17 protein-coding genes and 1 riboswitch are annotated in these 15597 nt (G+C 38.3%); of the genes, 14 read left to right on the forward strand and 3 right to left on the reverse strand.

Translation table 11 applies throughout. The annotated features are described in order from the left end of the window. Nucleotides 1–583 precede the first annotated feature (583 nt). A complete protein-coding gene (locus tag NYE61_RS10555; RefSeq protein ID WP_303450714.1) occupies nt 584–1342 on the forward strand; it encodes an exodeoxyribonuclease III in 759 nt (252 codons plus the stop codon). A gap of 152 nt (nt 1343–1494) precedes the next feature. Beyond that, a complete protein-coding gene (locus NYE61_RS10560; protein WP_095311646.1) occupies nt 1495–1905 on the forward strand; it encodes a hypothetical protein in 411 nt (136 codons plus the stop codon). Nucleotides 1906–2003: 98 nt separating this feature from the next. Here NYE61_RS10560 and NYE61_RS10565 read toward each other — a convergent pair whose 3' ends face one another. Next, nucleotides 2004–2951, reverse strand: a complete 948-nt coding sequence (locus NYE61_RS10565; RefSeq protein ID WP_303450719.1) for an MBL fold metallo-hydrolase — start codon at nt 2949–2951, stop codon at nt 2004–2006. Nucleotides 2952–3220: 269 nt separating this feature from the next. Here NYE61_RS10565 and NYE61_RS10570 point away from each other — a divergent pair, with 269 nt between their 5' ends. From NYE61_RS10570 to NYE61_RS10625, 12 genes are all read left to right on the forward strand, one after another. Continuing rightward, on the forward strand, nt 3221–3835 hold the full coding sequence (locus tag NYE61_RS10570) for a spore coat protein (RefSeq protein WP_339317446.1): 615 nt from the start codon (nt 3221–3223) through the stop codon (nt 3833–3835). Between the two features lie 68 nt (nt 3836–3903). After that, nucleotides 3904–4074 carry a YfhD family protein gene (locus tag NYE61_RS10575; protein WP_303450725.1) on the forward strand — a complete coding sequence of 57 codons (171 nt, stop codon included), beginning with the start codon at nt 3904–3906 and terminating at the stop codon, nt 4072–4074. A 167-nt stretch (nt 4075–4241) separates the two neighbouring features. Then, nucleotides 4242–4691 (forward strand): YueI family protein, encoded by a 450-nt coding sequence (locus NYE61_RS10580; protein ID WP_095311640.1) that lies wholly within the window; start codon nt 4242–4244, stop codon nt 4689–4691. A gap of 162 nt (nt 4692–4853) precedes the next feature. Then, a riboswitch (purine riboswitch) is annotated at nt 4854–4955 on the forward strand. Nucleotides 4956–5032: 77 nt separating this feature from the next. Further along, nucleotides 5033–6106 carry an NCS2 family permease gene (locus tag NYE61_RS10585; RefSeq protein ID WP_251660320.1) on the forward strand — a complete coding sequence of 358 codons (1074 nt, stop codon included), beginning with the start codon at nt 5033–5035 and terminating at the stop codon, nt 6104–6106. Between the two features lie 25 nt (nt 6107–6131). Further along, entirely contained in the window at nt 6132–6671 is a 540-nt protein-coding gene (locus NYE61_RS10590) for a phosphoribosyltransferase family protein (protein ID WP_095311636.1), read from the forward strand. 222 nt (nt 6672–6893) lie between these two features. Beyond that, on the forward strand, nt 6894–7829 hold the full coding sequence (locus NYE61_RS10595; protein ID WP_095311634.1) for an ABC transporter ATP-binding protein: 936 nt from the start codon (nt 6894–6896) through the stop codon (nt 7827–7829). Next, nucleotides 7804–8541 carry an ABC transporter permease gene (locus NYE61_RS10600; RefSeq protein WP_095311632.1) on the forward strand — a complete coding sequence of 246 codons (738 nt, stop codon included), beginning with the start codon at nt 7804–7806 and terminating at the stop codon, nt 8539–8541. Before NYE61_RS10595 ends, NYE61_RS10600 begins: the two co-directional genes overlap by 26 nt. An 80-nt stretch (nt 8542–8621) precedes the next feature. Beyond that, the gene (locus tag NYE61_RS10605; protein ID WP_251660317.1) at nt 8622–9083 is read left to right on the forward strand and encodes a LytTR family DNA-binding domain-containing protein; all 462 of its coding nucleotides are present in this window, start codon (nt 8622–8624) and stop codon (nt 9081–9083) included. Next, nucleotides 9073–9501, forward strand: coding sequence for a DUF3021 domain-containing protein (locus NYE61_RS10610; protein WP_095311628.1), 429 nt, complete (start codon nt 9073–9075; stop codon nt 9499–9501). Before NYE61_RS10605 ends, NYE61_RS10610 begins: the two co-directional genes overlap by 11 nt. Before the next feature lie 138 nt (nt 9502–9639). Beyond that, nucleotides 9640–10176, forward strand: a complete 537-nt coding sequence (locus NYE61_RS10615; protein WP_095311626.1) for a type 1 glutamine amidotransferase domain-containing protein — start codon at nt 9640–9642, stop codon at nt 10174–10176. Nucleotides 10177–10186: 10 nt separating this feature from the next. Next, entirely contained in the window at nt 10187–11338 is a 1152-nt protein-coding gene (locus tag NYE61_RS10620) for a conserved virulence factor C family protein (RefSeq protein ID WP_303450737.1), read from the forward strand. 142 nt (nt 11339–11480) lie between these two features. Then, nucleotides 11481–13466, forward strand: coding sequence for an acetoacetate--CoA ligase (locus NYE61_RS10625; protein WP_303450742.1), 1986 nt, complete (start codon nt 11481–11483; stop codon nt 13464–13466). A 382-nt stretch (nt 13467–13848) separates the two neighbouring features. Here the strand turns inward: NYE61_RS10625 and panF are convergent, their stop codons facing one another. Both panF and NYE61_RS10635 read right to left on the reverse strand, forming a co-directional pair. After that, entirely contained in the window at nt 13849–15288 is a 1440-nt protein-coding gene (gene panF, locus NYE61_RS10630) for a sodium/pantothenate symporter (RefSeq protein ID WP_303450745.1), read from the reverse strand. After that, a complete protein-coding gene (locus tag NYE61_RS10635) occupies nt 15285–15572 on the reverse strand; it encodes a YhdT family protein (protein WP_240033805.1) in 288 nt (95 codons plus the stop codon). The genes panF and NYE61_RS10635 overlap by 4 nt, the downstream gene beginning before the upstream one ends. Nucleotides 15573–15597 lie beyond the last annotated feature (25 nt).

Raw genomic sequence — 15597 nt, forward strand, 5'->3', positions numbered from 1 at the left:
AATACACCATTTACAAAAAAATGCGTATTAACCTGTATCAATCATTTAATACGCCTCTTACAAAAAAACGCGTATTAAACGATTAATACACTCTATCGTGTATTATATGCTTCATACACACGAACTGTCAATAAGTTTTTTTCGACAATCTTTCTTAGATTATTTCCTGGGAAATATATTTCAACAATGTATGATTTTCTATTTGTTTTTTGTCGAAAACCCTCTGCTCTATGATAAAGCGAAAATACATTGAGACTGAGACAAAAGTATTTTTATGTGCAAATAACCGCTTCAGAAATATACTTCGCTTTCCACGGGGGCTACGTATATTTCCTACGCTAAGTTTGTGGTCGTTCGTCTTTAACATTAAACACCTTCATTATGTCCCAGTCTCATGTTAGTACCACAAGGTATGACCTAAAGGCCCTTGAACAGAATCAGGAATTCCCAAGAAGTTTAGTCCTTACCTTCACGTTTTTTGATTCTTTCACATTTAAAAATTGGGGCTATTACCATACGGTTAATGCATGATAAGATAAAATAGATAAAATTAGATTAATAAACAGAAGGATGATTGGTAACGATGAAAGTTGTCTCTTGGAATGTTAATGGTATTCGTGCATGTGTAAGGAAAGGGTTTCTAGATTATTTCCGCGAAGTAGATGCCGATATTTTCTGTATTCAAGAATCAAAATTGCAGGAAGGACAAATCGAACTTGACTTGGAAGGATATGAACAATATTGGAATTACGCTGTTAGAAAAGGCTATTCAGGAACAGCGGTATTCACAAAGAAAAAGCCGATTCGGGTTACATATGGATTAAATAGTGAAGAGGTTCAAGAAGAGGGAAGAATTATCACATTGGAATTTGAATCGTTCTTTTTAGTAAACGTCTATACTCCAAACTCTAAAAGAGACTTGAGCAGACTGGATTATCGTCTAGAGTGGGAAGATGAATTATATAGCTATTTAGAGCAATTAGATGCCATTAAACCAGTTATCTATTGTGGTGACCTCAATGTTGCCCATCAAGAGATCGATCTAAAAAATTATAAAACCAATCACGGAAATTCCGGATTTACCACTGAAGAACGTGGCAAAATGACACGCTTACTTGACTCAGGTTTTGTCGATACGCTACGATACTTTCACCCTGAAACAGAAGATATTTATACTTGGTGGTCTTACATGAAAACGATTCGCGAAAGAAATATTGGCTGGCGGATAGATTACTTTATCGTCTCAAAGAGACTTGTCCCAGCTCTTAAGGATTCAAAAGCTGATATGTCAATCATGGGAAGTGACCACTGTCCAATCATACTCGAAGTAGACAGTCTGTAAAAAATCTGGTATTCGTCAAGTCTCCTGAAAAAGAAAGTGACATAGGAAAGGATAAACAATCTCCTTCCTGCCAATTAACTACTGTAATCGTTTGTTCATACGCTGTTCATATTTACGTTGTACACTATATACAACGTAAAGGAGAGATTAGTGTGAAGCATTACAGTACAATATTATTACGTTTCTCGGCTTTTTTTGCACTGCTTGGAGCAGTTATCGGCTCTCATATGGCAGGCGCAGGAGGATATGAGTTTAAAACGGTTCATGCGCATATCCTCGTTGTCGGCTGGTTGTCTTTGTTTGCTTTTGCAGTTTTTTATAAACTATTTACACCAGCAAATCGAACGGTGGCAGCAATCCATGTTTGGACTACAATCATCGGTACCTTTGGCTTAACAATTGGTATGTGGCTTTACTTTGTTCGTCCTTTTAATATCGGAGATACATTCACAACCGCTTTTTTTATTGTCGGAGGAACGGTATTATTAATTAGCTTTGTGTTCTTTTTTATTTTAACATTTATGAAAACAGAGGAAGTGAATAATAGCGCTGCTAAACGATGATTAGACAGCCGCCTGAAACATAAGCATGTCACTTCCATCCAAAAATTATAACGGCATGACATCAGAAATTCAGATTGATGCCATGCCGTTTATTCACATTATTGTATTATTTTTTTAAAATAATCAATGATTCCAAGAGATCCTACCTGTAAGTCGAGGTTTATTAAAATATAAACCTCATGCTCATCAGGAATTCCTTTTTCTCTTAAGTGTTCCTGGATTTTAGTAAGCAATCGCTGCGAAATTACATCATAGCCTTTTCCTTCAATTACTGTCTGCTCACCAACCTCCATAAATACCTCAAGCCAACTTTGAACCTGATTTAATGCCTCTTCTATGTTTTGCGTCATCCCAAAATGACCAAAGTAGATACGGTCAAGGTTCTTGTCGCGAATTCGTTTAATGGAAGCTTCCATGTCGTTTGGATTAAAATGATTGGGAGATGTAGAAGGTAAAAACAGATCAACTCCATTTGGAACGAGCTGTTCGTAACGCACACCTACTGTATCTCCTGTAAACATTCCATTGCTTATAGGATCATAAATACTAATGTGATGCTTTGCATGTCCAGGTGTATCCCAGAATTCAAGTGTACAATTTGGGCCAATTTCCAATATGTCCCCCTCACCTTTTACAAGCAATCGATCTTCTGGTACAGGAACTATTGGATCAAACAATTCAGAGAAGCTGTCACCATAAACCGCTCTTGCTCCTGCAGCAAGCTTTTTAGGATTAATTAAATGTCTTTCCCCCCGCGGGTGGACAATGATGGTGGCATTCGGGCATTCCCTTAGCAATAAACCCGCTCCTCCTGCATGATCCAGGTGAATATGAGTAACAATAATATACTTTATCTCATCTAATTCATGTCCAAGCGCTGCTAATCCTGCCTTTATATACTTCACCGATGGACTTGGTCCAGTTTCAATGAGTGTTAATGCTTCTTCTTGGATAACATAAGTTCCAGTCCGATTAACTACATCTAAGTCAAATCCATCAATTAAATAAATACGATCATCAAGCTTAATTGGATTCTTTTCCTTCATAAAACTTTCCCCTCCCGAGAATGCAAGCACATACTTTTACGTTCATATTATCACAAAATTCCCTCTTTCACATCATTTTTTACTAGAGCAGCACCTCACAAGCAATATATCCGAGTAATCCTCGATTATATATAAAAAGAACGAAAGGAAAGCGAATAAGTATAGTAATCCTGTTAAAAATACAGATGTATAATGTGCACTATTCTTTCTTCAATATAGATAAACACTGCATGGCACATTTGCACCTAAATAAAAGGAGGTTTTTTAAATTGTTTAATCAACAACAGAATCAAAATTTCCAAGGTTCATCACAAATGCCTGATCACCAAAGTCATGGTGGCCATGAAATGTTCGATGCACATGAAGCAATATCTAGTCTTATCGGCGGTTTAGAGCAAGGGTTACTTTATGAGCAGCATATTCAGGATCCTGAACTAAAAACAATGCTGCAAAAGCATAAGACATTCCTTACTCAAATGTATAATACAATTGTAGAAACTCTAAACACAGGACAAGAGCCTTCTCAAAAAACCCAGACGTATATGATGTCAGATAGCAATAATGTGCTTTATGGGATGAAGCTTACTCAACCTAAAACACCCGCACAGGCGGTGACCGAATTAAATGACCAATGTATATCCAGTTTTATGATGGGGAATTTAAAGGCTACTGCTTCTGGATTTACAATGACAGCTCTTGAAACAACCAATCCAGTATTAAGAAGAGTGTTTGCAGATAGTGTTCCAAACCTAATTGAAATGGCTTACGAAATATTTCTTTACCAAAATAAACGCCAATATTATCAAGTACCACAATTAAAGCCAGAAGAGATGCAAATTTACATGAGCTGCTTTGCTCCTGTTCAAAATCCAATGCAGCATTAAATTTTAATAACGGTGAATTAACCAACTATACACTTAGCTACAGAATACGATTATAAAGGGTGAACAAAATGGGCAGAGATGAGCATAAGAAGAGAAAAAATAATTTTTTATCACAAACTCCTAAAAATCAGAAGACTGATGGTATTGATGTCGAATTTTCAAATGAGTTTGCTGATGCGGAAGATAGGGAAGCACAAGCAAGAAGTCGTGTTGCCGACAAACGTGCACATGAGAAATAATTAGAACAACGAAGCGATTCAATTTAATCATTGAGTCGCTTCGTTACGTTAACAATTATGCCTTATATATGTTACAACTTAGTTGTTTTATCGATTATCATTGGAAGTTCCGGTGAAAATATTATAAATTATAAGTAAGATTATTTTTTAAAAAGGATGAACAACTAATGACTAACAAAAGCGTCGATGATTATTTAACAGAAGGAATGTACGGAACACGGCGACCAAAAGAGCACGAACGAATTCAGTTTCTAGGCACACTTAGAGAACGAATTGTTTTGGCTCTAACAATCGGACAGGTTATGTCTGATTCTGGCCTTCATAAATTGGAAGCAGCTATCAAAGAGAACCCTAAAGCAACATTACTAATTAATGGGCATGTTCCCTTTCGCTTTTTAAAAGAAGAAAAAGAACTTGCTAATAAATATAATATTCCTTATACAACCATTACAAACAACGAAAGTGATACAGATATCGGTGCAGTATTAACTTATGACTACGCCATTGATAAAGAAAATATCTTTATTGAAGATGCGCAACCCGATGAAGAAGTGACTGAACCAAAAGAACAGCCAAAGAGCTTTATCGGTAAAATAAAGAAATGGTTTGGTTCCTAAAAAAATAAAATAGGTCGCCGCACAATAAGTTGTGCTGCGGCCTATTTTATTTTTACCACCCTTTTTTAGTTTGTAATTTACTAACTTAAAAACATTTATATTTGTTTTTTTTTGCTTTTTCATTCAAAAATCATATGTTTTGTAATATAATTAATCTATCATACGTAAATACAAACAATACCTCATATAATCTCAGTAATATGGTCTGAGAGTCTCTACGGAGTAACCGTAAATTACTCTACTATGAACGGTGCTTCTATGAAATGACCGTTTATTTAAACGGCTTTTTTTATGGAAACAGCCACCATTCATGAACTTGAGGCAAGAAAAGGAGCAGCAAGATGGAACTTATACTTAAAGATATTCTAGCAGCAATTAGTGGTGTGCTTAATGGACTCCCACAAGGATTACTGGCATTAACATTCGGATTTGCATCTGTACCTACTGCGTTAGCATTTATTATTGGCGCATTCGGAAATGCCATGACAAGCAATGTTGCTGTTGTATCATTCCAAGCAGAGACAATAACCGTTGCTGGAACAATGGGTAATAATATGCGTGAACGGTTATCAATGATCTTCTACGGTGCATTCATTTTAATAATTATTAGCTTATTTGGTCTTATGGAACAAATTGTTACATGGATTGGTCCAGTTATTACAAATGGGATGATGGCTGGAGTCGGCTTTATGCTTGCAAAAGTGGCATGGGATATGGCAAGAAAAGACCGTTTAATTGGTAGCTTCTCCTTTGTTAGTGCACTATTCGTGTATATTGTAACGAAGGATCTTGTATACACAATTACAATTTCCGTTATTCTCTCGAGTGTGGTTTATTATTTTATAAAAAAAGATACACCCGATCATTTAAAGCAGAAAATTGATGATCGTTTTAAATTGCAAAAATTAACGTTAAATCCAATGGTAATCCGTGGTGCTTTAGCTTTAGTTTGCTTAAATATCGGCGCTAACATTGCCTTCGGAAAAATAAATGGAGAAATTGCTTCACAAGATGTAAATATAGATACATTAACCATTATTAGCAGCTTAGCGGATATGGCTTCTGCTTTATTCGGGGGCGGACCCGTTGAAGTAATTATCTCCGCAACAGCCAGTGCACCACATGCAGTATGGGCTGGTGTTTTGATGATGGCACTAATGGCTTTCATCCTTATTTTTAAACTACTTCCCAAAATCGGAAAGTATGTACCGAGTTCTTCAATTGCAGGATTTCTATTTGTGCTTGGAGCAATCGTTACACTACCTGGCAACGCCGAGGCAGCACTTTCAGCGGATGCTGCTGGCTCTAATATTGTCGGTGGTATTACGATGATTGTAACTGCTATTTCCGACCCATTTTTCGGCCTGCTAGCAGGTGTAATTATGGAATGGCTGTTAGGTATTTTTGGAATATAATATTATTGTGGGAGAGTGTATTCGAATGAACACATATGAGCTCAAAATTGCAGGTTTGAAACGTAACTTGCCAATTATCCAATTAAACGAAAATCTAAAAATCGCAAGCTTTGTTATTCTAGGTGATACTGAAATGGTTGCTACGACTGCACCACTAATAGCAGAAAAATTGCCTGAGGTTGATCTTCTCGTTACAGCAGAGGCAAAGGGAATTCCTTTTGTTTATGAAATTGCGAAACAATTAAACATGGCAAAATATGTTGTCGCTAGAAAAAGCATAAAAGCCTATATGAGCAGTCCCATCGTCCATGAAGTTGAATCGATTACAACACAAAAGACACAGACCTTATGCTTGGACACAGAGGATGTAGAGCGAATAAAAGGACAGCGCGTAGCTCTAATTGATGATGTGATAAGCACCGGTGAATCCTTAAAAGCTTTAGAAGAATTGGTGGAAAAAGCTGGTGGAAATGTTGTCGCGAAGGCAGCCATTCTAGCTGAAGGTGAAGCGGCAAATCGTGATGATATTTTATTTATAGAGAAACTACCGCTTTTCACAGACTGAATTACCAAGACCTAGCCGCCCGCTAGGTCTTTTTTCACGCGCAAAACTCCGAACATATATCCATTTTATTAAACAACCCTCTACCCCCACACTCAACAAACTTTCATACATATAATCTGTTCACTCATACATTATACAGATCATGTTAGTTCAATTCAGAATTCATAAAAGAATATTCTTGTTATACTTCTGATAATAAATCGAAAATTTGGAGGAGATATCATGACTAATCCTGTTGTTGAAGTGCAACACGTAACAAGAAATTTCGGTAAAACAACCGCAGTAAACAATGTTTCCTTTTCCATTGAAAAGGGATCTACTGTAGCAATCCTCGGGCCAAATGGTGCAGGGAAAACGACGATGGTTTCTATGATGCTTGGGTTAATCGAGCCTAGTGCCGGGCATATTCAATTATTTCGTCATCATCCAAAGCACATTTCTGTTCGTGAAAAAATAGGAGCTATGCTTCAAGATGTAAGTGTTGTTGACAAATTAAAAGTTCATGAAGTTATTGCCCTCTTTCGTAGCTACTACCCTTCCCCGCTCTCCATGGAAGAATTAATTGCTTTAACTGGATTAGAGAAGAACGACTTGAACAAATGGGCTGACAAATTATCTGGTGGACAAAAACGTCGGGTTGGCTTCGCCCTTGCTCTGACAGGAAATCCAGATCTTGTTTTCTTTGATGAACCAACAGTCGGACTCGATATTACGGCAAGGAGATTATTCTGGGAAAAAGTAAATGCATTAAAGGAAAAGGGAAAAACAATCATTTTTACCACACATTATTTACAAGAAGCAGATGATGTGGCTGAACGGATTATTTTATTTAACCGTGGTGAAATTATCGCGGACGGACACCCAAATGCTATTAAACAGCAGCTCGCCATACGAAATGTGTCCTTCCAAACAAATGATGCCAAAAGAGCAATACAGCAATTACAAACCCTTCCGATAGTTAGCAAGTGCTATCAAAAAGACGATCGCATTTACGCAGTAACGGAAGAGACAGATACAGTTCTTGCATCATTATTCAAGTTCGATTTACACGCTAAAGATATCGCAATTGAACAAGGACGATTAGAAGAAGTGTTTGAACATTTAACAAAACCGAATGGGGAGGCAGAGATAAATGAACAGCATAACGATGCAATGTAAGATAGAGGTACTTCGCATTTTCCGTAATCCATATTTTGTATTTTGGAGCCTGCTTATGCCAATTGTGTTTTATTTTATTTTTACCAATATCGTGAATGCAGATGTTCCCGATGTAGAACTATGGCAAGCACATTATTTAATGTCAATGACTGCCTTTAGTGTGATGGGATCGGCTATCATGACGTTTGGCATTCGCATGGTACAAGAACGGACACAGGGCTGGTCCTCCTTTATGAAGATAACACCATTACCTGCTTGGGCTTATTTTACCGCTAAGATGTTCGGACAAACGGTCATGCATTTATTTTCCGTGATCCTTATCTTTATTGCAGGATATTTGATCAACGGTGTTTCGTTAACATTCACGCAGTGGTTCTTCTCGGGTTTATGGATTCTGGTTGCCTCCCTGCCATTTCTTGCCATCGGAACACTCGTAGGTTCCATGAAGAAAGTGGAAACTGCTAGTGGGGTTAGCAATATCCTCTATTTAGCATTAGCAATTCTTGGCGGGATGTGGTTTCCAATATACATTTTCCCTACTTTCCTGCAAGACATGGCAGAATGGCTACCATCCTATCACTTTGGTAATGGTGCATGGGAGATTATTCGTGGGAATGCTCCAAGTATAAAAAGTGTTCTTATCTTAGGCGGCTATTTGATTGGATTTATGGTAATTTCAGCTCTTGTACGAAGGAATGAGGAAGCCAATTAGCAGGATTTGTGATTCGCCATTCTCGCTTTTGCGATATAATAAAACTATCTGCTTGCTATATGCCAAAGGGGGAATGGCAATTGAAATTTAATATCGATATTGATGATAAACACGCGGAAACACAAATAACGATTCAAGCAAAGGAATGGACGGAAGAGCTAGAAGAAATTGTAAAAATAATTAAGAAGCGTAGAACACCCCGGTTATTTGCCAGTGACTCTGAGCAAACAATCCTGCTTGATCCGAAAGAGATTGATTTTATTTATGCCGAGCAAAGAAAGGTCTTCGCAAGCCTGGCAAATCGACAATTGGAACTAAAAATGAAATTGTATGAAGCAGAAGAAATCTTAGCTCCATACGATTATATGCGGTTTTCAAAATCTGTTATTGGTAACCTGAATCAAATAGAACGCTTTGAATTATCCTTCAATGGGAATCTTTGTGTCTATTTTCGTTCGGGAAATAAAGCATATATCACAAGAAAATATGTAGCACCTATTAAAGAAAATCTGATGAATGGAGGGGAATCGAATGGTGGTTGAAATACTAAAAAGAACGATGATTGGACTAGGGTTTGCATGTGTTTTTACATTTATCGCAATAACTATTGTTGTTATTAACGATCATCCCACCTCCGCTTCAGAGATTTGGATGCATATGCTGGCAAGTATGACGATCGGTGTTTATTTTGGACTGTCTTCATTTATATATATGGGAAATGAATGGAGTTACATGAAAAGGACTATCGTGCATTTTAGCGTCTCCATCTTATTTTACTATGTTATCGCCTTTTCCGTTGGCTGGGTACCATTTGGATTTTGGCCAATTATAGGAAGTTTGCTAGCATTCATTGTTACCTATTCCCTTTTTGGAACGGGATATTATCTATACTATAAAAAGCTTGAAGTTTCTTTAAATGAGCAGTTAAAAAAAAGAAATGAGAATTCACGTGAGCCTTGAGGATTAAATACTCACCAAATCGAAGCGAGTTTATTTTAGACTCGCTTCCCCCATACATAACCTTTATCTAAATGCTTGATAATCGAAATGATACCCAACCTCTGTTACACTAATGATAATAAGAAACGGAGGGATTACATGCGATTAAAGGACAAAAAAGTAATTGCACTTGTTGAAGAAGATTTCGAGGATCTTGAACTTTGGTACCCAATTTTACGCCTTCAAGAAGAAGGTGCACAAGTTGATTTAGTTGGTAAGGAAGCCAACCATAAATATATTGGTAAATATGGTGTTCCCGCAGAATCCGCTTATGCATTTACCGATATTGAAGCAGAAGATTACGATGCTATTCTTGTACCTGGCGGCTGGGCACCGGATAAATTGAGACGCTATCCAGAAGTGCTGGATTTTATCCGTGTCATGGATAAAGCCAAGAAACCAATCGGGCAAATTTGCCATGCTGGCTGGGTGCTTATTTCTGCAAATATTTTACAAGGCAAGCATGTTACAAGTACTCCAGGGATAAAAGACGATATGACAAACGCAGGCGCTACTTGGAGTGATGAAGCGGTTGTCGTTGATGGCCATATCATTTCCAGTCGCCGTCCACCAGATTTACCAGCCTACATGAAAGCTTTTGCTGATAAGCTGGCAGAAGCAAACCGCTCTGATTGAGGTGTTTTGAATGAAAATTTTATCGATTGAACCAACACCAAGTCCACACTCGATGAAAATAAATGTCAATGAATCCTTGCCTGCAGGTGAAAATTATAATTATAACGAAAAAGATAATCTCGAGGATGCACCAAGCTATGTTAAACAACTCTTTGCTATTGAAGGAGTCCAAAATATTTATCGTGTGGTTGATTTTATTGCGCTTGCACGCAACCCTAAAACCGCTTGGGAAGAGCTGTTACCGAAAGTTCGTGCAGTATTAGGGACAGAAGAAACGAATGATGATTTAACTCCAAATATGCAGCAGAACAATGAAGAAGCTTTTGGAGAGATTAAAGTCTTTATTCAAATGTTCCGCAGCATACCGATGCAAGTAAAATTAGAGGATGGTTCGGAGGAAAAACGTTTTGGTCTTCCTGAACGTTTTAGTCAAGCAATTATGGAAGCCTCTCCCTCCTCTCCCAATGTAATTATGGATCGTAAATGGGTTGAACAGCATCCAAGATATGGAACGATGGAAGAAGTAGGAGAAGAGATTGTTGAAGAGCTTGCAGCAAGCTACGATAAGGACCGATTAGATGAGCTAGTCAAACTAGCATTCGAGAATCAAGCGTCGTCAAGTTCTCATTCTCAAGAGTCAAGACCCAAAAAGCAATTGACACTTGAAGTCCTTGATGATCCAAACTGGAAGGTACGTTATGCGGCACTTGATCGTTTTGATCCAACACCAAGCGACTTGCCATTACTTGATAAAGCGTTAAATGATGAAAAGTCATCCATTCGAAGGCTAGCAACAGCATATCTCGGAATGATTGAGGAACCAGAGGTGCTACCTTATTTGTATAAAGCCTTAAAAGATAAGTCTGTCACAGTTAGACGAACTGCTGGTGATTGTATATCTGATCTTGGGTTTAAAGAAGCAACGTCAGAAATGATTACGACGCTTTCGGACCCTAGTCGAATTGTACGCTGGCGAGCGGCAATGTTCTTATATGAATTAGGTGATGAAACTGCCATTCCAGCTCTGGAAGCTGCTGCAGATGATCCTGAATTTGAAGTTCGTATGCAAATCAAACTAGCATTGGAGCGCATTCAAGGTGGCGCAGAAGCCAAAGGATCTGTTTGGCATCAAATGACACAAGCTACACAAAAAGCTGATTGAGCCATATGCGCCAATCAGCTTTACTCATGCATATCAAATTCACGCTAAAGCTTACGTAAGCATAAAGTTTCAGGCTCCTTTACACTTGGAAAGCGATTTCATATAATAGTAGTAATCATCTTAATTTTCAGGAGGCGATTAAGTGGAGAGCGTTAAGGAAGGTACGCTATTATGGAAACCAGATAAACAAAGAAAGAAGCAATCAAACTTATATAAATATATCGATTGGCTAAAGAAAGAAAAAGGACTTTATTTTGATGACTATCACGCCTTATGGGAATGGTCTGTCCATAATTTAGAAGCATTTTGGGAGTCCCAATGGGAATATTTTAACATCAGGTCGAAACAATCCTATGATGCGATCCTTACCTCTCGTGAGATGCCAGGAACGACATGGTTTCCTGGGGCTATGATTAACTACACGGAGCATATTTTCAGAGATAGAGATTTGAACAAGCCAGCTATTATACATGCATCAGAACATCGAGCTACACAAGAGGTGACATGGGGGCAATTATATATAGATACAGTCGCTTTCCAACAGACACTAAAAAAATTAGGCGTCCAAAAGGGGGATCGTGTTGTTGCCTACGTACCAAACATTTATGAGACAGTTGTAGCCTTTCTAGCAACAGCGAGCCTCGGAGCGATTTGGTCAAGTGCTTCTCCAGACTTTGGTACACAAAGTGTGATTGATCGTTTTAAGCAAATCGAACCAAAAGTAATGATAACAGTTGATGGATATAGCTACAACGGAAAAAATTTCGACCGCACGGAGGTTGCAGCGAACATTCAAGAAGCATTACCAACAATTGAAGCTACTATCACGATCCCTTATTTGAATGAACAGACAGATTTTAATAAGCTAAAAAATCCAATTCAATGGTCGGATGCAACTACAAATAACGGTGACAAAAGCTTAACATACGAACATGTTCCATTTAATGACCCTCTATGGGTGCTTTATTCATCTGGAACGACAGGAAAGCCGAAACCTATTGTACAAAGTCAAGGCGGTATTTTACTAGAACATTTAAAAGCTGCAACTTTCCATATGGACCTAGGTGAGGACACACGTTTCTTCTGGTTTACTACGACAGGTTGGATGATGTGGAATTTTCTTATCGGCGGTTTGCTTAGTGGAAGTACAATTATCCTCTATGATGGAAGCCCAGCCTATCCGGACAATAAGTGGCTTTGGAGGTTTGCTGAACAGACAAAAATGACAGCTTTCGGTACAAGTGCAAGCTTCCTAACAGCAAGTATGAAAGATAGTCTTGAACCAGGGAAGGAATTTGATTTAAGTCATCTATCCAATATCAGCTCGACCGGTTCTCCTTTGCCACCTGAAGCGTTTGGGTGGTGCTATGACCACGTAAAAAGTGACCTGTGGATTGCTTCTGTCAGTGGTGGAACGGATGTGTGTACAGCATTTATTTTAGGTGCACCGATTCTTCCAGTGTATGCTGGTGAACTACAATGTATGGGACTCGGCGCTAAAATAGAGAGCTTTAATGACCAAGGAAAACCGGAAATAGATGCAATTGGAGAGCTCGTACTAACAGCGCCCTTCCCTTCTATGCCAATTTATTTCTGGAATGACCCTGATGGTACTCGATTACACGAAAGCTACTTTGATGTATTTCCAGGAATTTGGTGTCATGGTGACTACTTAAAAATTACAAATCGTCATACTGGGATTATTTACGGTCGCTCAGATGCAACAATTAACCGTGGCGGAATCCGCATCGGTACGAGCGAAATTTATCGAGCTGTCGATCAAGTCAAAGAGGTTTCTGATAGCTTAATAGTTGATATTCCAAACCAGGACGGGAGTTCAGCTACACCACTTTTCGTCGTAATGAAGGATGGCGCTGAATTAACTGATGAAATCTCAGGGCGCATTAAAACACAAATTCGTACCCAATGCTCGCCACGTCATGTACCGACTGGAATCTATCAAGTTACCGACATACCGAAAACACTTAACGGTAAAAAACTTGAAGTACCGATTAAAAAAATACTCATGGGCAAACCGGTTGAACAAGTCGTCAACATAGGTTCACTGAGTAATAGAAGAGCGCTTGATTATTTTGTCCAGTTTGCAAAAGACGAAATGAAGGTTTAAGAAAGTCTCTCCTGCTTATTTTAGCAGGAGAATTTGTTTGGGTGCGTTATTTTTTCTATGGCCGGAGAGGTAGAAGCCGGGATGTGAGGTGGGTTATATATTTTGGTATGGGGCTTAATTGCTGGGAAAGGTGCTTTATATTCTAGAATGGTGCTTTAATGGCCGGGTGAGGTGCTTTATATTCTAGAATGGTGCTTTAATGGCCGGGTGAGGTGCTTTATATTCTAGAATGGTGCTTTAATGGCCGGGTGAGGTGTTTTATTTACAAGAATGGTGCTTTAATAGTCGAGAGATGTATTTCTATGCTTAGAGAATTAGCAAATACAAGATTTGAAAAAATACCAGCCCCTCAAGGCTGATATTTTTAAATACAAAACTATATTCATTCTTCTATAACTAAGTGTTTTTTCTGCATCATTAGGCTTGCAGTAACATATGCAATAAACGCAATTACAATAGATGTTACAACAGAATGCATTCCAAATGGCTGCGGATAAAAGGATTCAAATAGGATGTAGCTTCCAACACCAAAGATCATCGATGCAATCGCACCATATTTATTCCCCTTCTTCCAATAGAGACCCATGACAATTGGCCAAATAAACGCAGCTTCGAGACCACCCATCGAGAATAGATTGAGCCAAATAATTAAGTCAGGTGGGTTTAAAGACATCACAATCACAACGATTCCAAGCAATGCAGTTACCCACATACTTAAATACTTTACTTTTCTTTCCTTTGCAGTAGGTTCTATGTAATTTAAATAGACATCTTTCACAATCGTAGAACTAACTAGTAATAATAATGAATTCACAGTTGTCATAATCGCTGCCATTGGAGCCGCAAGGACAATTCCGGACAGCCAGTTTGGCAATACAGTTTGCGTGAGAAGCGGCATTACCGTATCACCAACTTCGATACCGGGTATAACAGGTCTTGCAAACACACCAATCAAATGCATGTTAAGCATAATAAAACCAACAACAATCGTACTTATAATAATTCCACGATGCATCGACCTTGAATTTTTATAGGACATCGCACGCACAGCAATTTGCGGCAGCGCGACAACACCAACACCAACAAGGACCCAGAACGAGGAAACATATGCAGGTGTTAAATCAGCATTTGCACCAAATGGTGTAATTAGATTTGGATTTTCTGCTGCAAGATCAGCAATGATTGCAGGGACTCCTCCACCCGCGATGATAACTGCAATGAGCAGGATTAACGTTCCTGCGAACATCACAATTCCTTGAATTGCATCTGTTATTGCAATAGCACGAAACCCACCAATAATAACATAAACGAGAACAGATACCGAGAATATAAATAATGATGCAATATAGGATAGGCCTGTTAATGATTGAATCAAACGACCGCCACCAATCCATTGAGCAGACATCGCAGAAAACAGGAAAATTAAAATACTTAATGAAGACAATAACACGACCCATTTGGATTCGTAACGACTTTTTAAAAAGTCTACAATTGTCACTGCTTTATATTTGCGTGTTACAATGGCAAATTTTTTCCCTAGTATCATTAACACAAAATAACCTGTAGCAATCTGGGAAGTAGACAGCAATACCCAACCAAGCCCCTGGTTATATGCTGCTCCTGGCCCGCTTAAGAAGCTACTAGCACTTCCATACGTTGTAACCAATGTCATTGCTAGCACAAAGCCACCTAAGCTTCTTCCCCCAAGAAAATATTCCTGCAGGAAGGAATCCGATCGTTTTACATATTTTCCTGCCCACATACCAACTGCGAATACAATAATTAAAAATAATACTAATGGTAATATTGCTTGCCAATTCATAGCTGCTTATTCTCCTTATCATCTAATTCATCTAATGGAATATCTATAAAAAACAACTTTATCACAAGCCAAATCAGTAGCACCATGACAACAAAGCCAAGGACACAGCTATAAAAAAACCAGGCTGGCAACCCTAGAATATAAGTATATTCTGCCGGATTTTTACTTCCTAATCCATATGCAAATCCATACCACCAAATAAAGTTAATAATGACAATTCCAATCCCTATTAATGCTTCTCTATTCGCAATTTTATAACGATAATCATCCTGATTCATGTTCATTTTTTTCATATTGAAGGTCCCCCTT

Source organism: Oceanobacillus sp. FSL W7-1304 (genome assembly GCF_037969805.1).
In the GTDB taxonomy this organism is placed as follows: domain Bacteria; phylum Bacillota; class Bacilli; order Bacillales; family Amphibacillaceae; genus Oceanobacillus; species Oceanobacillus profundus.